This window comes from Nonlabens ulvanivorans (assembly GCF_032922765.1).
GTDB lineage: Bacteria > Bacteroidota > Bacteroidia > Flavobacteriales > Flavobacteriaceae > Nonlabens > Nonlabens ulvanivorans.
In genome coordinates this window covers 527,680-546,533 of record NZ_CP136694.1, presented here as the reverse complement: position 1 = coordinate 546,533, position 18,854 = coordinate 527,680, and the positions used below count along the sequence as shown (strand labels likewise).

The 18,854-nt window shown below is 34.9% G+C and carries 19 protein-coding genes; 13 read left to right on the top strand and 6 right to left on the bottom strand.

The features are described from left to right. Positions 1-16 precede the first annotated feature (16 nt). The 10 genes from R1T42_RS02460 (at position 17) to R1T42_RS02415 (ending at position 10,710) form a co-directional block, all read left to right on the top strand. Positions 17-1,624: a glutamate synthase-related protein gene (locus tag R1T42_RS02460; protein WP_317291166.1), complete on the top strand. Its 1,608-nt coding sequence runs from the start codon at positions 17-19 to the stop codon at positions 1,622-1,624. 10 nt (positions 1,625-1,634) lie between these two features. Further along, positions 1,635-2,378, top strand: a complete 744-nt coding sequence (locus R1T42_RS02455) for a hypothetical protein (RefSeq protein ID WP_317291165.1) — start codon at positions 1,635-1,637, stop codon at positions 2,376-2,378. A gap of 125 nt (positions 2,379-2,503) precedes the next feature. Next, positions 2,504-2,875, top strand: coding sequence for a DUF2721 domain-containing protein (locus R1T42_RS02450; RefSeq protein WP_042246560.1), 372 nt, complete (start codon positions 2,504-2,506; stop codon positions 2,873-2,875). Positions 2,876-2,887: 12 nt separating this feature from the next. After that, positions 2,888-4,831, top strand: a complete 1,944-nt coding sequence (locus R1T42_RS02445) for a thiamine pyrophosphate-binding protein (RefSeq protein ID WP_317291164.1) — start codon at positions 2,888-2,890, stop codon at positions 4,829-4,831. 23 nt (positions 4,832-4,854) lie between these two features. Further along, positions 4,855-5,232: a DoxX family protein gene (locus R1T42_RS02440; RefSeq protein WP_042246557.1), complete on the top strand. Its 378-nt coding sequence runs from the start codon at positions 4,855-4,857 to the stop codon at positions 5,230-5,232. Between the two features lie 81 nt (positions 5,233-5,313). Beyond that, positions 5,314-5,946, top strand: a complete 633-nt coding sequence (locus R1T42_RS02435) for a potassium channel family protein (RefSeq protein WP_317291163.1) — start codon at positions 5,314-5,316, stop codon at positions 5,944-5,946. A 7-nt stretch (positions 5,947-5,953) separates the two neighbouring features. Next, positions 5,954-7,201: a cation:proton antiporter gene (locus tag R1T42_RS02430; RefSeq protein WP_317291162.1), complete on the top strand. Its 1,248-nt coding sequence runs from the start codon at positions 5,954-5,956 to the stop codon at positions 7,199-7,201. Further along, positions 7,198-8,085 carry a DUF6268 family outer membrane beta-barrel protein gene (locus tag R1T42_RS02425; RefSeq protein ID WP_317291161.1) on the top strand — a complete coding sequence of 296 codons (888 nt, stop codon included), beginning with the start codon at positions 7,198-7,200 and terminating at the stop codon, positions 8,083-8,085. The genes R1T42_RS02430 and R1T42_RS02425 overlap by 4 nt, the downstream gene beginning before the upstream one ends. 4 nt (positions 8,086-8,089) lie before the next feature. Next, positions 8,090-10,087: a polyphosphate kinase 1 gene (gene ppk1, locus R1T42_RS02420; protein WP_317291160.1), complete on the top strand. Its 1,998-nt coding sequence runs from the start codon at positions 8,090-8,092 to the stop codon at positions 10,085-10,087. After that, a complete protein-coding gene (locus R1T42_RS02415; protein WP_042270467.1) occupies positions 10,084-10,710 on the top strand; it encodes a Pycsar system effector family protein in 627 nt (208 codons plus the stop codon). Before ppk1 ends, R1T42_RS02415 begins: the two co-directional genes overlap by 4 nt. Positions 10,711-10,967: 257 nt before the next feature. Here the strand turns inward: R1T42_RS02415 and R1T42_RS02410 are convergent, their stop codons facing one another. The 3 genes from R1T42_RS02410 to R1T42_RS02400 form a co-directional block, all read right to left on the bottom strand. Continuing rightward, positions 10,968-11,555, bottom strand: coding sequence for a DUF6642 family protein (locus R1T42_RS02410; protein WP_317291159.1), 588 nt, complete (start codon positions 11,553-11,555; stop codon positions 10,968-10,970). A gap of 335 nt (positions 11,556-11,890) precedes the next feature. Further along, complete coding sequence (locus R1T42_RS02405; RefSeq protein WP_317291158.1) at positions 11,891-12,187, bottom strand: hypothetical protein; 297 nt, start codon at positions 12,185-12,187, stop codon at positions 11,891-11,893. Between the two features lie 444 nt (positions 12,188-12,631). Beyond that, positions 12,632-13,027, bottom strand: coding sequence for a hypothetical protein (locus R1T42_RS02400; protein ID WP_317291157.1), 396 nt, complete (start codon positions 13,025-13,027; stop codon positions 12,632-12,634). A gap of 41 nt (positions 13,028-13,068) precedes the next feature. On the opposite strand from R1T42_RS02400, the gene R1T42_RS02395 reads away from it, so the two are divergent. Further along, positions 13,069-13,224, top strand: a complete 156-nt coding sequence (locus R1T42_RS02395) for a hypothetical protein (protein ID WP_170062953.1) — start codon at positions 13,069-13,071, stop codon at positions 13,222-13,224. A gap of 50 nt (positions 13,225-13,274) precedes the next feature. Here the strand turns inward: R1T42_RS02395 and R1T42_RS02390 are convergent, their stop codons facing one another. The 3 genes from R1T42_RS02390 to R1T42_RS02380 all read right to left on the bottom strand — a co-directional run bounded on the left by R1T42_RS02390 (position 13,275) and on the right by R1T42_RS02380 (position 15,505). Further along, positions 13,275-13,664: a YchJ family protein gene (locus R1T42_RS02390; RefSeq protein WP_317291156.1), complete on the bottom strand. Its 390-nt coding sequence runs from the start codon at positions 13,662-13,664 to the stop codon at positions 13,275-13,277. A 62-nt stretch (positions 13,665-13,726) separates the two neighbouring features. Then, positions 13,727-14,155, bottom strand: a complete 429-nt coding sequence (locus tag R1T42_RS02385) for a hypothetical protein (RefSeq protein ID WP_317291155.1) — start codon at positions 14,153-14,155, stop codon at positions 13,727-13,729. 42 nt (positions 14,156-14,197) lie between these two features. Next, positions 14,198-15,505, bottom strand: a complete 1,308-nt coding sequence (locus tag R1T42_RS02380) for a hypothetical protein (RefSeq protein WP_317291154.1) — start codon at positions 15,503-15,505, stop codon at positions 14,198-14,200. A 152-nt stretch (positions 15,506-15,657) separates the two neighbouring features. Between R1T42_RS02380 and R1T42_RS02375 the strand changes: the two genes are divergently transcribed. After that, the gene (locus R1T42_RS02375; RefSeq protein ID WP_317291153.1) at positions 15,658-17,292 is read left to right on the top strand and encodes a protein adenylyltransferase SelO; all 1,635 of its coding nucleotides are present in this window, start codon (positions 15,658-15,660) and stop codon (positions 17,290-17,292) included. Between the two features lie 127 nt (positions 17,293-17,419). Further along, the gene (locus R1T42_RS02370) at positions 17,420-18,823 is read left to right on the top strand and encodes an exonuclease domain-containing protein (RefSeq protein WP_317291152.1); all 1,404 of its coding nucleotides are present in this window, start codon (positions 17,420-17,422) and stop codon (positions 18,821-18,823) included. Positions 18,824-18,854: the final 31 nt, after the last annotated feature.

The following is an 18,854-nucleotide window of genomic DNA, read 5'->3' as shown; positions in this document are numbered from 1 at the left end:
ATAAAAATAAAATAACATGAAAAAACCTCAAATAATTGCTCAAGTAAGTAATTTAAAAAATAAAGAACCTGAGCATGCTCTAGTTAATGGATTAGACCTAGTTATAGTGAAATTTGATAATGACATTTCTGTACTTTACGGTAGATGTTTACACAGAGGTGCTCTTATGTCTGACGGTTATGTGGACGGTCATAATCTAATTTGTGGAGTACACGGCTGGGATTACAGAGTAGATTCTGGTGTATCAGAATATAATAATAAAGAAGTGCTTCATAAGTTTTCTACAAAAATTGAAGGAGACAACTTATATGTAGATGCTTTTGAAATAGACGCCTATTTAGTTAATAGCCCACAACCATTTAATCGTGATGAATATTTAGGAGCTTATGCCGACACGCATCCTGAAGAAACAGAACCTTATACTGGTTATATAAAAGAACTGGCTCAAAATGGGCTACAAAACATTGGTCATCATGGTTTTTCTGCATCCATGGGCGTGGATAGAAATACACTTCCCAAATGGAATGATATCCAGTTTTTACCAGCCCAATTAGCTTCAAGACCGTTGTTAGATCATGAAGATGTGGCTACTAAAGTAGTTATAGGTCCTAAAGCAAAAAAGCCATTAGAATTAGACATGCCACTTTTTGTTAGTGATATGAGTTTTGGAGCACTTTCCAGAGAGGCAAAAATTGCTCTGTCAAAAGGAGCGCAACTTGCTGGCACAGGAATTTGTTCTGGAGAAGGTGGAATGCTACCAGAAGAACAAGCTAGTAATTCAAAATATTTTTATGAATTAGCATCAGCTCAATTTGGTTTCTCTTGGGATAAATTAGATAATGTTCAAGCATTTCATTTTAAAGCTGGTCAAGGTGCAAAAACAGGAACTGGTGGACATTTACCAGGTAGTAAAGTAAGTAAAGAAATTGCTGAGGTTAGAGGATTAAAAGAAGGTGAAACTGCTATTTCACCAGCAGCAAATCCTAATTTTCATACAGTTGATGATTTTAAAGCTTTCGCGAAAGCGGTAAGAGAAAGAACCGGTGGAATCCCTATAGGCTTTAAACTAGCCGCAAGTCATATAGAAAAGGACATACAGTTTGCACTAGATGTAGGTGTAGATTATATCATTCTTGATGGCCGTGGTGGTGGAACAGGCTCTGCTCCAACTATTTTAAGAGATCATATAAATGTACCAACCATTCCTGCACTAGCAAGAGCCCGAACTTATTTAGATAAAATGGGTGCTAACGACGTAACACTTATTATCACAGGAGGCTTACGTGTAGCAGAAGACTTTTCTAAAGCGATGATGTTAGGTGCAGATGCTATCGCAGTATCAAACTCTGCATTACAAGCTATAGGCTGTTTAGGTATGAGAGCCTGTGGTTCTAATAACTGTCCGGTTGGTATTGCTACACAAAAAGAGTCTTTAAGAAGTAGAATAATAATAGACCAGTCTGCAAAGCAATTACAGAATTACTTTGAAGCAACAAACGATTTAATTAGAGTTGTAGCTCGCGCTTGTGGTTATGATGATATATCTAAATTTAATCAAGAAGACCTTTCTACATATGATAGAGACATACATTTTCTAACTGGAATTAAATACGCTGGAATTTAAAAACTAAAAAATGAAAGATCAATTACACATGGCTGCGCAATATCTAGCAGCCGCAGGAATTAGTTTTCTTGATAAAAAAGAAGATGATAGCCACACAAACGCTGGCTTTAATACAGATAACGGCTGCTTAGAAACGCATCCATTATCAAATAATGGAGATTTATTGTCACTCAATTTTCGTGATTTCTCTTTAGAATGGACTTCTAATGATGGGAAAACATCCTTCAATCTAGATGGAGCAACACATGAAGATGTTTTAAAATGGCTTAAAGAAACTTCAAAAAACCAATTGAATAAAGAATATCATTACGATCTTCATTATGACATGCCATATAAAATGGAAGGTGCAGCTGTTTTTAGGAAAGATGACGAATCAGAACTAGCTGACTTAACTCACCTTAGAATTTTAGCAGAGCATAGCCTAGAACATATTGTTGAGCATTATAAACTCCATACCTCTATAAGAGTATGGCCACATCACTTTGATACCGGTATCTATACTAGATTAAACGATAGTGAAATTACAATAGGTTTAGGTCTAGCAATACCAGATACATTAAGTCGTGATCATTATTTATACATAAGTGGTTACAAGGATGGGAAGTTGATTGAAACAAGTAGTTTTAATAAATTGAGCAAAGGAGAATGGAAAAATGATGGCTTTAAAGGAGCTATACTTCCTGTTGGTGACTTAAAAGAAGAAGAATGGAGTACTTTCTTTAAAGAAGCAATTGAACAATTTAAGAAATCTTAATCTAATGGATTCTCTTGATTTTACGATGCAGAATAATGAATATTTCTGCGTACAATCTGGACAATCTACATTAAGCTTAAAGTTTAGCGAGTGTTGCAATTATAACCTCAAACACTTTGTTTAATATGGAGCATTGGTATCTACCCATAACAATCATACCAGGAATAGGTCTTTTGATTCTATCGACATCTAATTTAATGGTGGCGCTTAGTGATGAGTTGGACAAATTAATAACTAATTGTAAGGACGATAATTTAATAAGTCGCAAACTGAGACAGTTAAAATTATTGAATAGAGCTATGATTTACTTTTATATAGCGGTCTTCTTATTACTCATTTCAGGAGTGATCGCTGGTATAAATCAAAGCTATAAAATAGCAACCTATTTAGGAGTTTGTGCGATTGCAGTAGCAACGTTTGGGCTTGTATCATTGATTATATATTCAACTAGATCTGTGAATATTCATCAAAATCAATTTAAAAATAGATCTAATTAAATCAACTTGATTATGGATAATAAAAAGTGGTATAAAGTTTTAGATAATAGAAATACATTGCCTGAAGGACGTGTACAAACCGTAACTGCTGGTCATCAAGGTATTTGTTTAACCCATTATGACGGTAAATTCTCTGCGCTAGATAACGCCTGTCCACATCAAGGTGGTCCTCTAGGAGAAGGTTCTATAGAAAACGGTATGCTGCGATGTCCGTGGCACGGTTGGGATTTTGACCCTTGCAATGGTCAGTCGCCAGGTGGTCATGATGATAGCATTATCACTTTTGAAGTAAAAGAAGAAGGCGACGCCATTTATGTTGCCATACCAGAAGAAGAGTCTCACAAAGACACGATATCTGACGTCATGATAGAAACCATGGTAAACTGGGGCATAGATACCGTTTTTGGAATGGTAGGACATAGTAATCTTGCTGTGGCAGATGCTATGCGCCGACAAGAAGAGAAAGAAAAACTACAGTTTTTTGGGATAAGACATGAAGGTGCCGCAGCGTTTGCAGCATCTGGTTATGCAAAATTAACTGGAAAACCTGCTGCATGTTTTGGGATAGCTGGTCCTGGTGCAACCAATATGTTTACAGGAATGTGGGATGCCAAAGTAGATCGAGCACCTATGCTAGCCCTTTCTGGACAAGTAAATACACAAGTAGTAGGAACAGGAGCTTTTCAAGAAGTGGATCTCGTTAAGGCTTTTGACAGTGTCACACAATTTAATCATGCGGTTCATTTAAACTCTAATCATAGTGAGTTAATGTCTCAAGCAGTAAAGACCGCTTTAATTAAAAGAGATGTGGTACACTTAACTTTTCCTGATGAAGTAGCCTTTACTGAAAAGCCAGAACATGCCGTAGCGCAAACACCAGAAAATAGAATTACCCCTTTTAATATATCGCCTCCCAAGGAAATGGTAGAAAAGGCGGTTAACTTACTTAAGAAAGCAAAAAGGCCTGTAATTATAGTAGGCCATGGAGCACGTTTTGAGATGGATGCTATTACCGCTTTCGCGAAAGCGTTAAACTGTCCAGTCATAACCACATTTAAAGCAAAAGGATTGATAGCAGACAGTCATCCATTAGGTTGTGGTGTGCTAGGAAGAAGCGGTACTCCTATCGCATCTTGGTTTATGAATGAATGTGATCTTATGCTCGTGTTAGGTGCATCGTTCTCTAACCATACTGGAATAACACCTAAGAAACTTATTATTCAGGTAGATTACGATCCTATGGCATTGAGTAAACACCATAAAGTAGATGTGGCATTATGGGGAGAGATTTCTGAAACGCTTCATATTATTACTACTCAAACTAAAGATAAAACCGCAGCCATAGATCAAACCGAAGAAATTAAAGAACGATGGAAACTGTGGAGAGAAGAAAAAGAAAGTCGTTTAAAAGATTGTGGTAATGGATTGAGCTCTATTTCTGTATTTAACGCAATGAATAAAGTTACTCCAGATAACGCTGTTATAGCGGTAGATGTAGGTAACAACACCTACTCTTTTGGAAGGTATTTTGAACCTACAAATCAAGCCGTATTAATGTCTGGATATTTAGGTTCTATAGGTTTTGCTTTACCAGCAGCTATGGGAGCATGGGCTGCACAAGGAGATAAAAGACCTATATGGTCTGTGTCTGGTGACGCTGGTCTAGGACAGTATCTAGCCGAAATCAATACACTAGTCAAGTACAATATGAATATTAAACACGTCGTGCTGAATAATTCTGAACTAGGAAAAATATCTAAAGAACAACGTGCTGCCGAGGTAGATGTATGGCAAACATCACTCTCTAACCCAAGCTTTGCAAAGTATGCAGAGAATTGCGGCGCTCTAGGAATACGTGTAGAAAAGTTAGAAGATCTAGTTCCAGCAATGGAAAAACTACGTGATCATGATGGTCCTGCACTACTAGAAGTTATTACCGATGTTAACCTGATATAAATTAATAATTAAAGCCATACAACATGAAAAAATTTAATACAATCACCAATTTAGTAGCTGGAGGACTTATGCTTTTCTTCGCTATCCCTAAACTAATAGGAATTGAAAAGAGTGTTAAAGGTTTTGAACAGTTTAAATCTTTAGTACCATTAGATGCAGATGTATTTAGAATATTTACAGGCTCCGTCGAGCTTTTGATTGCGATATTACTCATCGCTTTTACAATCAATAAGAAAGTTAATTTAGGGAAAATAGCGTATTTCTTTCTGCTATCTACAATGATTGGTGGTCTAATTATGGAATTTTTTGCTAGACCTCAACCAGATATCATGCTAGTTGTTATTGCTATAATTCTATCTGTGCTTTCTATATATAAACTTAAATTATTACTAAAGAAGTAATGTCAATATTCATAGTAAAGTATAATTCTATAGTAATGAAATCATAACAAACAATTTTCATAGAGGATGAATAAGGTTAAAATGTTACAAGAAAATTTCAAGTATTTAATCGCGCTTTTAAGCGTCTTCAATTTTCTTTTAACTCCTATTCATATTATGATAAGTGGCTTTAATCCTGCATATATAGTAGTTGTAAATTATACGCTGGTTATTTTAAGTAGTTCCTTAATTGCATCAATTAAGACATCAAAAATCGTTACTTATATTTTGGGGTGTTTAACACTTTCAACTATTTGGTTAGAATTTAATAATTCTGATTCTAAATCAATCTTGATTTGCAGGTTAGTACTTTCTCTTTTATTATTTGCTTGTTTCTGTATCATTCTTGTAAGGCAACTTTTAAAAATTAAAGAAATAAATCTTCAGTTTATTCTAGGTCCAATTTTAGGATTTCTTTATTTAGGTATTATTGGAGGAACTCTATTCGAATTAATTCATTTTTTTGATCCTAGTTCATTCGAACTCATCAAAGGATTTTCTGGCTTTAGTTTCTATTATTTCAGTTTCATAAGTATTACAACCGTAGGATATGGAGACATTACGCCGTTAACCGCACCTGCGCAGTCACTTACACTAGTAATGAATATCATTGGACAATTTTATCTAGCTATTGTAATTGGGGTTTTTGTAGGGAAATATATTAATACTAAATAAAAATAAAATGTTCGAGTCATTCAGTATCGTATTTACTATTGCAGCATTTTTTAGCTACATCAATTATAAATGGTTAAAATTACCTACCACTATAGGTTTAATGATTTTAAGCTTGCTACTCATCATTCCTATCACCTTAAGTGAGTCTATTTTTCCTGAATTTTATAAATTCTTTTGTGACATTATCGTTAATGCAGATTTTAAAACACTTTTATTAGACGGTATATTGAGTTTTTTACTATTTGCTGGTGCGTTGCATGTTAACCTTGCTTCACTGGCCAAAGAAAAAAAATCTATCATCTTGTTTGCAACATTAGGCGTTCTTATATCTACCGTTATAGTAGGTTCTTTAACCTATTTCACAGCACAACTCTTTGACTTAAACTTACCATTTATACATGCACTTCTTTTTGGAGCATTAATATCACCTACCGATCCTATCGCTGTTATGGCTATTTTAAAGAAAGCAAATATTGCCGAAAGTCTAGGAATTAAAATAGAAGGAGAATCGCTTTTTAATGATGGTATAGGCGTGGTTGTTTTCTCAGGAATACTTATAATAGCATCTGTCACCGGAGAGTTTAATAGTACCGAAATAGGAACTGAAATAGGTATTCTATTTTTAGAAGAAGCTGTAGGCGGCATACTTTATGGATTATTGATAGGTTTTATAGGCTTAAAATGTATGCAGTCCTTAAATGATAACCCACAACTTGCCGTAATGATGAGTCTTGCTGTAGTAATGGGAGGAACAGCAGGAGCCTTTTTAATGCATACCTCTGCTCCACTAGCTATGGTAGTCGCAGGATTATTAATCGGTAACAAGATCCATGTCAGTGAAAATAAAAGTGAAGTACAAATAGCTATCAATTCATTTTGGGCCATTCTAGATGACGTTTTTAACGGTATTCTATTTGTACTTATAGGTCTTGCCATTCACTTATTAGATTTTACTAGCAGTTATGTCTACCTAGGTGTAATAACAATTATCATTGTGTTGTTAGCAAGATTTATTTCTGTGTTCTTACCTTATTCTTTACTTAAACATGAAGAAGATAAACCTATTAAAACCATAGCTATATTGACCTGGGGTGGTTTACGTGGTGGTATTTCTATAGCACTAGCACTGAGTTTAAGTGACCAGTTCTCTGGGAATCTAATTCTTCATATTACCTATATCATTGTGATCTTTTCAATTATAGTACAAGGATTAAGTATAGGTGTCTTTGCTCAAAAATTATATCAAAAGAAATGAAAAAAGTAACATTTATAACACTAGTCTTTTTGATCTTCTCATCTACATTAGGATATGCACAACTGAGCGATCTAGCAAGAGTAGACTACACCATACTGCCCGCAGGAACTTCTGACGTAGAGTATAGTCGTGTAAGAGGACTATTCAACTATCCTGTAAAACTAAAAAAAGAAGGTGCCTATTTATTATTAGGGCTCGATTATTCAAACATTAAACTTGATATGAATGACAATCTATCATTTGATACAGAAAAGATTAGTGACTTTCAAATATTAGATTTGAATATAGCTTACACAACACCATTAAAAAATGACTGGCGATTAGGTGTCAGGTTAACACCAGGATTTAGCTCTAACTTAACCGCAAATGACTTGAGTTTAGAAGACGTTATAATCTCTGGTGATGTCGTTTTTATTAAAGACAAAAAGAAAGACCCTAATGCAGATAAACCTTGGAGTCTTATACTAGGAGTATCCTATTCTGGTAATCGCGGCTTTCCTTTCCCTCTTCCATTTATCAGTTACTATAGAAAATTTCATGAAAAATGGTCTTACAACCTTGGAATACCTAAAACAAATTTACAATATCATATCTCTGAAAAGCATCGATTAAAATTATATACCGAACTAGATGGTTTTACGGCAAACCTGCAACAAGGTGTACTTATCGATAATTCAACAGTTGCAGAGAGTATCAATATGTCTCTATTATTAGGTGGTTTACAGTACGAGTTTCATGTCACTAGCCACCTTCAGTTTTATGCCAGATCTTCATATGTTATAAGTAGTTCCGTAAACTTCAGAGATAATAGTCGTAATAACATTAAAGGACTCGATAACACAAATGACCTTTATTTAAGAACTGGATTACGCTTCAAAATTTAGACCTATGGCCTTAATCACAAAAAAAGAATACAATAGAGATTTATCATGGTTGCGTTTCAATCATCGTGTTCTTCAAGAAGCTGCAGATGATAGAAATCCACTAGTGGAAAGATTAAAATTTCTGGCCATATTTTCATCAAACTTAGATGAATTCTTTAAAGTACGCGTTTCTGAAATCAGGAAAATAAAAGAACTTGATAAACCTTTAAGAAAAAAGCTTATTACTAAACCTAATAGACTTTTGGCAAAAATTAAAACACAAGTTGATCTGCAACAAAAAGAATTTGGTAAAATATTTTATACAATACTATTACCTGCTTTAGAAAAAGAAGATATTTTCTTTAAAAATATTCATGAGTTAAATGATGAAGGTCTCGCTTTCGCGAAAGCGTATTATAAAAAAGTCAAACACCTTTTTGAGCCGATGACAGATAAAGCTCAAACATTTATAGAAAATGAAGCATTATATCTGGTAGGTCACTTAAAAGATGATGCTTTAATTTGGGTTAAAATCAGTGGTAATACTTCCAGATTTTTAGAAATCCCAACTAGTGATAAATCATCTTGCATCATTTTTATAGATGATATCCTTAAGCTTCATTTAAAAGAAGAATTTCAAACAGATTTTTATTCTATTAAAATCTCTCGGGATGCAGAGTTATATATTGATAATGAATATTCGGGAGATTTACTCGAGAAAATAAAAGAAGCACTTCCTAATAGAATCACCGGTCAGGTAACTAGAGCTTTAATTGATGAAATGATGCCTCATAAACTACTTAAGGCAGTAGAAAAGGAGTTAGACATTAATGCGACCGATATTATTAAAGGAGGAGCTTACCATAACTTTAAAGACTTTTTTGGCTTTCCTAAATTAGGAAATAAGAACCTATATTTCAAAGATTTACCACCTGTAAAAAACAAGGTATTAAAATCTGTCGAGAATATTTTTAAAGCAGTTGATGAAAAAGATCAATTACTATGCTTCCCTTATGACTCTTATGATAGTGTTTTAAATTTTATAGAAACTGCTGCTGTAGATCCCTTTGTTACCAGTATTAAAATCACCTTGTATAGAGTCTCTAATGATTCAACAGTAGCACAAGCACTCGTCAAAGCCGCTCAAAATGGAAAAGATGTTTTCGTTTTTATAGAGACAAAAGCTCGTTTTGATGAAGCAAATAATATTAAGTGGGGAAAACGATTAGAAGAAAATGGTGCTGACGTAAAATATAGTTATCCTGGTATAAAGGTACATTCTAAAATACTATACATTGAACGTAATGAGAATGACAATCCCACCTGTTATGCCTTTATAGGCACCGGTAATTTTAATGAAAAAACAGCTACCATATATACTGATTTCAGTTTAATAACATCAAATAGTAAAATCACATCAGAAATTCTACAGGTTTTTCAGGTTTTAGAGCGCAAGCTCTTTTTACCTAAAACAAAACAATTATTAATATCTCCATTTTCAACGCGATCAACTTTTGAAGAGCTCATAAAAAATGAAATTAAACTATCTAAAAAAGGAGAAGATGCATACATCACATTAAAAATGAATAGCCTGCAAGATCAAGATATGATAAGACTGCTTTACAAGGCAAATAATGCTGGTGTAAAGATTAGACTACTCATAAGAGGAATATGTTGTCTAGTTCCAGGAATAAATGGTCAAAGCGAACATATAAAAGTTACAAGTATAGTCGATAGGTTTCTAGAACATGGTAGAATATACATCTTTGGAAACGGAGGAAAAGAAAAAATGTATATAGGCTCTGCAGACTGGATGACTCGTAACTTAGATCATAGAATTGAGGTTATTACACCTATCTTAGATAAGGACATTGCATTCAAATTAAGAAATATTTTAAATCTACAATTGAATGATCATATAAAGGGAAGATTAATTGATGCAAAACAAGAAAATAAATACTTAAACACTAATTCAGACAGTGAACTGAGTTCACAATACCTAATATATAAAAGTTTATTATGAGCGAAAAACAAATCAAAAAAGAAGAAGACAAATACCTAATGGAAGAGCTCAATGTAGATAAAGAAGGGCTTAAGCAATTAAAAAAGAAACTTGCAAAACTAGAACCACGTTCTGAGCGAGGCGTTGAGACCTTGTTTAGACTACTATCTAAAAATCAATATACATTGAATAAAATGATAGATACAAAATCTAATATTTTGTTATCTATTAATGCTTTGATTATTTCGTTGATCTTAGGAACCGTAATGAGTCAATTAGATACAGATCCTCATTTGATTTTCCCTGTAGTAATGATGATGATCACAAATCTAGTATCCATTACCTATGCCATATTTGCAACACGTCCAGAATTAATTCATGGTAAAAAAGAAACTCGCAATTTAATGTTCTATGGTAATTTTCAAGATATGGAAGAAGATGAATATGTTGAAAATATAACCACTTTAATGAATGAAGGTGATGAGTTATATAAAATCATAGCAAAAGACACTTACTATCTAGGTAAAACTATGGATAGAAAATTCAAGCTTTTAAGAAAGTCATTCAATGTATTTTTAATTGGGATCATAAGCTCTGTACTTGCTTTTCTATTGTGCCATATCATGTTTGGTGAAATCTTTTAACGCCTCACAAAAAGGTGAGCACATTAAGAACAATCAAAGATTTAATTCTTCCAAAATTGTAAATTGAAAACTACGCTTCCATAGCAGTAAGATCCCTCAATATATATTAAACACACCTGAATTCTATTAGACCATATCAAGAAGTAAAAACTAACGGGATAATTAATGTGTTTTTATCCCTAAGATTCCTCTTTTATACAATTGATGGATATCGCTTTCGCGAAAGCGTCTTCAAAAAAACTAAGGATCACAACAGACTAATAATACAACCTAAAGTCCAGCAGTTGACACAGTTTATACTGCTTATAAAACAAGCGCTCCACGACTTCTTTTAAATCATCGTTCTCATAGAACAAACTGAAAAACAAACGATCTAGCGTAAACGCACTGGTCATGTGAGCCGATGAAACTCCATAACCAGAAATGGCTCTTGCACCAGTGACATCAAGAAAATACTGTGATTCCTCATCAGTAAGGTCTAGTAGTTTTTTGTTTGCAAAGTGTATGACTTTACCATCCATTTTACCTTCAAAAAGCTCTGCGATTTCCTCAATACTGTAGTAGTAACCGTTGATTAATATATTATTAGCCTCACCAGGTAAGACCAGATAAATCATTTCATAATCTTTAAAATGATGATCATCATATAGTAAATGATTGATACTATCTTCTAGATCTTCAATGGTATCGCAAGCTTTATAGATACTGGTGATATGTTGTTGCAGTGCCATATCTTCTAGTATGGTAAGCACCTCAGTCGTATCAGTAATAGCGGCATCGGGAACGACCTCTAGACAGTAAATAAAATTCTCAATCTCGGTTATGGGGATTTCCAGTTCGCTCATAGACGCCTCGCAATTCAATTTTAAAATGCAATATTAACCTTGAAAAGTTAGAATCAGACACTTCAAAATCTTAAAATGTTGAGGTGATTGTGGTTTGTGTGTTGTAATTCCGCTTTCGCGAAAGCGTAATTTAAATCAAAAAACCCTAAAACGCACTTATCCAATGATGTAGGAAAATCTGTGTTTTAGGGGAATGTGAATATAAGAGAATTAAAAATAAATGGGAAATGAAAAGTATAATTATGATAGTAGCACGTACAGGAAAACCGCCACTATCAAACTAAAGTTTCCCACGGCAACCATCTACAAATCCTTCAAGTTTCTACTGGTAAAAATCAATTCCCAGCAGCTTCTGCTTCTAGTTGTTCTCTTAAAGCTTTAAGATCTGCCATTTGTTGTTCTCGAGCGGCTTTTTCAACCTGGTAAGCAGAGTCTCTTAATCGGGTTTGTTCTGCGAGCTGGGCATCAATTTCTGCCTGGCGTTGGTTTTGTATCAATTGTTGTGCTTGCTCTTGCGACACCGCATTTACTTCTTGCAATCGCTGATCGCGATCGTATTTTTTATACAATCGACCTGCAGTTACAATAATGATTAACAATACGACAATGATAATTCCCCAAGTTTTTTTCATAATAAAACGGTTAGTATTCAAATATATGAGTATGATTTGAATATCAACATACCCTTTATAGGGAATCTTATAAGGACAGAACACAAAGGTTAAAACCGCTTAATCTGGAATGTCTTTCATTAAATACTTGAGAAAGTATTTATAATACATTTTATCTTTATAGCTTTTCTGACCGGTAGTACGCTTTTTCTTAATAGCTTCTACAGACAGGTAGATCCTAATAATTAGAAACGCCAAGAGAATGAGTAGGCCTATTAAAAAGTATTGATTCATTGTGTTTACCTGACCGGTGTATGATTAAAACGCTTTGAGTAAGGTTATATCAAATACGAAACTAGGCTCAATTTAGTTTTAAACTAAAATAAATATAAGAATATTCTTTACTACTTACCAAATACCAGAAAAGGAGATGAATCACCACAAAGAATAGTGATATTGTTATATTTAGTTCAGTAAGTCATCGGTTTCCTTAATTCTATAGGCTTGTTCTACTCCTAGATAGTCTGGATCACCTAGTTCTTCTGACCAGAATCCGTCTAGAACATCCCTAGTCAGGCATTTATACACCACAACACCTTTAAATATCGTGCCGGTATCAGACTTATAATTAAAGTTAATGACCAGAATATGATCTTTATAAAAGCCTACTCCTTGTTGCACTTGATCATCACCTATTTGCCATAATGCAACAATTCTATCATGTTGATCTAGTGATAAGGTAAGGATACCGCGATAGCTGCTTTGGGCACGATCTTGATTATGACCACTAATTTTATAAGTTCCTACCAGATCATTTACGGTCATCGTTTTTTTGTTTGTAAAGGTAAGTGCTATCTTCAAGTATTCTATATCGACTACCTTTGTCGCCTGATGATATCCTCATGGCAAAAGCTGGAAAAGAAAAAAACACTAAAAACAAGAGTAAGCATACTAAGCTTATGAATCGCAAGAAAAATAAATTGCGCCAAGAGAAAGAGGCGCGTGCCCTGCGCTTAAAGGCTATTGTAAAAGCTGGGCAAAATAATAAAGAGGCTTAGTTGTTTCAGTACGCTTTCGCGAAAGCGGAATCCAACAACCCATCTGCCTATTATACCAACGCGTCTAGATAGACCCAATGTCCATTCTCTTTACAGAATCTAGAATGCTCGTGGATAATTTCTAATCGACCATTCTCCATATAAAATGCTTTAAACGCTACCGTACCGGTAAGATCATCTTCAAGCCCATGACTGGTTTGCAACACTTCTAATTTCACCCATTCTACAGATTGAGTCCATTGTTTCATCTCGCGAGCTTCTTTTTTACTAGGCCTTTTAGAGCTGTGATGACTGCGTTGTAGATAATCGATGTCACCCATTACAAAGGCGCTATAACGCGATCGCATCAATTGTTGTGCTGTGTTAACGTCGTTGATGTGATGATGCGCTATGGCACAACAGTTTTTATAGAGTCGCTGGGAATCGCAAGGGCAGTTCAAAAGAGTGTTTTTTTTATCACAAAACTAGTCACTTATAACGATATTGGTTTATATAAGATTACTTATTTCACCCTAGTGAAAAGTAATGCGTCTACTGTAAAATCTGCAGGACGTGATCCTCCACCGAAGCCTATTGCGAGATTCAATTGATCACGTGATTTCATATCTATAATTCCTTTAAGGCGTCCTAATTCAGAATTTTCGCTTTTATCTATCATTATAAAATCGATATGTGCTGGTGTTTTCTTATTGTCAATTTCATAAGTCATAGCGAGTTCTAGTCCATCATTATAATATGATTTACCACCCATTTTTTCTCCTTGAAATTCAAAGGTGGCATATCCATCACTGGTCAATTCTAGATATCCCATATCGCCTTTATCTTCACCTTTCCAAAGACCTACATGTGCGCTATCGCCCACTGATGCTGCAAAGGAAGTTAGAAACATAAATAAAACTGCGGAAAGACTCAAAGCTTTTAAAATTTTCATGTGCAATGTTTTCATGGTTGTTCTTCAATAATACGAATTCTTTTAAATTTTAAAGAGATTGGGTAGGAATTGAATTCCTAAAGTAAACTTTCCATCTGTTAACTGGTTTTGTGAACTGATCGGTTTAAGATTTACAGATATTCTCATAGAGTCTTTAATCGTCACGCCAGCAGTTATTAATCCAAAATCAAAAACCTTTTCCTCAACACCTAATCGTTCTCTAAAAGCGCTCGCTCCGGTATATGCGCCATAACTGGCTTGCACATAAAAATTAAAGGCACGATCATCACTATTAATAGCCAGTACCATATGGCCAGTGCTGCTTAATACACCAGAACTGGTATCGACATCATCTGAAAAATCATTAAGTTCTAAAGACATTCTACCACGCATATAACCAAAAAACGTAAATCGATGGGAGCTGTAATATAATAATGGAAGCTCTAGTCCTAGATAAGTGTTTCCTCCACCCGTAATTAAACGTTGTTTGCTTTCTTCGCTTACTTTTACCTCTTCCACAATAGGAGTGGTAGGATCCATTACCGCAACCTCATCATTAGATCCAGTACTTAAAACCGTTCCAAAATTCACGCGCAACGGTCCAAAAAATGTCGCTGCAAATTCAGTATTAACAACTGCTGCATCGGTATTAAATTGTAGGGCTGATTCATTAACAAAATACAACTCGCCATGATCTCGAGCATATATTTGTTGTACTGGATCTATCTGATTCTCTTTAAAAATATTGTACTTGATATTTGTAGAATCTCGGGCATCGTGAAACAGTGTTTTTAAAGTATCAGCACTTATTTGAAACTTCTTCTCTATTATCGTCAGTCTCTCTGCCTCAATAAATTCTTGATTATCCAGTAAGGTGCGCTTCTTCTTTCTAACCGAATCTAATTGTTTTAGCGTTTGATGGTACTTGAATTTTAAAAGAGGAAAGTTACTTTGAGATGCTGGTAAAGATTCTGCAATTAAATGCGTATTGATAAAATGATCTAGTGTAGCGTTATCATAATCTACAGATTTGATGTTTAAAATATGGCCATCTAGATCTTCTACATTTTTCTGAATCAAATTATATAAAGCTATTTGGTCTGCGCTTAAGGTTCTACCGTTTGCTGTAGCTATTTTATTTTGAAAAGTACTCAGGTCTGTTGTTTGCAAAACATCATAATCTAGGCTTGGATCAATTTTCTCTTTTAAGAATACATCAAGATCTTTTTTATAAATAGAAACTACTTTATTTGCTGCAATGCTATCACCAAATTTTACAGAACCTTCATCATTAGAAATTACAGGAGAATAATACTTATCACTAGCTCTAAAATTGGGAAACTGTGCCATCGTTATATTTATAAATAAACCGAAGGCTATACTGATCATCAAACTTTTCATAATTCACCGTTTTTGATTAATGATGAAAATTACATCGCAATTGAATAGTAAAACATTCCCATTATGGGGGATTTTTGAGATTTCTTTATATATGGTTTGGCATGTCATTAAATCTAGTTTCCTTTCAATTCTACTACCTTTGTATGATGCACGACATTCATATCAATAACAGCTTTACAGACGCGTTACCACAGGACCCAATAACAGAAAATTACACCAGACAAGTTACTGGTGCTGCTTATTCCCTAGCGCAACCTTTAGTTTTTAAAAACGCACAAGTCATTCATGTATCTAAGCTAGCACAAGAGCTGGGTTTTACAGACGAAGAAGTGCAGTCTCTTGCTTTTAAAAATATAGTAACTGGACAAGAATTCCCTGATGGCGTTGCACCCTATGCGATGGCATATGCCGGACATCAATTTGGCAATTGGGCTGGACAGTTAGGTGATGGACGTGCCATCAATTTATTTGAAATGTTGCATCATGACCAGCGATGGGCATTACAATTAAAAGGTGCTGGTCCTACTCCATATTCTCGTAGTGGCGATGGACTTGCCGTGCTGCGCAGTAGCATACGTGAGCATTTATGTAGCGAGGCGATGCATCATCTGGGCATACCTACCACGCGTTCTTTATCATTGTCTTTAAGTGGTGATCAGGTGTTGCGTGATATGTTGTACGATGGCAATGCTGCACATGAAAAAGGCGCTATTGTATGTCGTGTGGCACCTAGTTTTATACGCTTTGGGAATTTTGAATGGGCGGCAGCGCAAGGCAATCCAGAGTATTTGAAGCAGCTTACAGATTATACCATTAAAACATTTTACAGTCATATTACCACGACCGGTAAAGAGGCCTACTTACAATTCTTTAAAGAAGTTACCGCTCGCACACTCGATACCATCATTCACTGGCAACGTGTCGGGTTTGTACATGGTGTTATGAATACCGATAATATGTCTATTCTAGGACTTACCATAGATTATGGACCTTATGGCTGGCTAGAGCCTTATGATCATGGATGGACACCTAACACGACAGACCGACAAAACAAGAGATACCGCTATGGTGCGCAGCCAGAGATAGGTTTATGGAACCTATTACAACTGGCAAATGCATTGTATGAATTAATTAATGATGGTCCTGCATTAGAAGCGATTTTAAACGATTATAAAACAAATTACCAGTCGCAGTATCTCACGATGATGCAAAGTAAATTGGGTCTTCAAACATCGCAAGAAAATGATCAAGAGCTGATCGCTACTTTAGAACATCATTTACAGTTACACGAGACCGACATGACCTTGTTCTTCAGAGAATTATCTTTAGTTGAACCACAAATGGATGCCGATAAAGCTTTTGTAACTATTTCAATGGCTTTCTATGATCTTGAGAACATCAGCGAGCCTCATCAATGGAGCTGGTTAGAATGGTTAGAACGTTACTTAAAACGATTACAGCTAGAACAGGACGCGTTGGGTATGGATGGTATCGCTTTCGCGAAAGCGAAACAACAACAAATGAATGCTATAAATCCTAAATACGTACTTAGAAATTACATCGCACAAATGGTCATCGATGATGCCGACAGAGGAGATTATACTTTATTAAACGATGTCTACAAAATGTTGCAGCGACCGTATGACGAGCAACCAGAATTTGACAAATGGTATGATCTGCGACCTAAGTGGGCTCGCAACAAAGTAGGTTGTAGCATGTTGAGCTGTAGTAGTTAATTTTTATTAGAGAGATTTTAATATCTGAGTCATAGCTTGATGATATCTTAAGTATGTTAAAATTCAAATTCAGAATATAAATGTTGGAATTATTCCATAATTTTGGAACATTTCCAAATTACAGCATTTGAATCATCTTGAAAATTTATATTGTGTCGTTGACATAGAGACTACTGGTAACCGTATGAGCGGTAATCGTATGACCGAAATTTGCATAGTACGTATGCGAGGCGATACCATACTGGATAAATACAGCTCTTTAATTGACCCAGAAGTTTTAATCACAGATTACATTACGACTTTAACAGGTATAGATAATGCTATGGTGGCCAGTGCACCAGTATTTGCAGATGTTGCCGAAGAGATCTTGAATTTTACCAAGGATTGCATTTTTGTAGCTCATAATGTCAACTTTGACTACAACGTATTGCGCAACGAGTTTAAAAGACTACATCACGACTTTAAACGTAAAAAATTATGCACGGTAAGATTATCTAGAGAATTAATACCAGGAATGAGATCGTATAGTCTGGGAAAATTATGTGATGCGATAGGCATTCCATTAATCAATAGACATCGCGCCGAAGGTGATACGGATGCGACAGTCATCCTTTTTAAAAAGTTACTCGCAATAGATGATAATGGTGTGACGTTTGACAAATTTGTTAAAGGCACTTTTAAAGAAGGAACTTTTCCGCCACATCTGGAACGTTCACAATTTGATGAATTACCTGAAATCGCTGGTGTATATATTTTTAAAGATAAAGGACATAAAATCATTTACATAGGTAAGGCCATAAACATACGTAAACGTGTATTGTCTCATTTCTATTCTAAAACGTCTAAGTCTTACCTAATGTGTCAAGAGATTTTTCATATTGATCATATCGTGACGGGTAATGAGCTGGTTGCTTTATTGCAAGAATCTGATTTGATTAAAAAGCACTATCCACGTTTTAATGTGGTTCAAAAAAAACCTAAACCGGCCTATCAAATCCTACATTATAAAAATCAGCTAGGGATTATTCAATTTGCAGTAGGATTAGTTAAGTCCTATGATTATTCTGTAGTGACACATTATAACCGCGCTCATGCCGTAGAGCAACTAGAACAGCTTTGTGCAGATTATAATCTATGTCCTCGATATTGTAGCTTTAAAACCAAAGAGGATTGTACATCACATTATAAATTAAAGAACTGTAAAGGCGTGTGTAAAAAAGAAGAGCTTGTTTCTTTATACAATTTGCGTGCACAACAGGCGATAGAATCTTTACATAATCAGAATCCTAATTACATCATTAAACAGCCTGGTAGAACCCATGAAGAATCTTGTTTTATTCTCGTAAAAGATGGTGAATATCAAGGTTATGGTTATGTAGATCGTTATGCAACGATCAACTCTTTATCAGACTGTGAAGATTTTATAGACCGCAAGGTTGCAAACTTTCATACCAATCAAATTATCAGAGCTTACCTTAAAAAATATGGTGAGCAAAATGTGATTCATGAAGAGATTGCTGCTGAATTGTAAATGGATATGTTAAGTCCATTTGTTAATTATG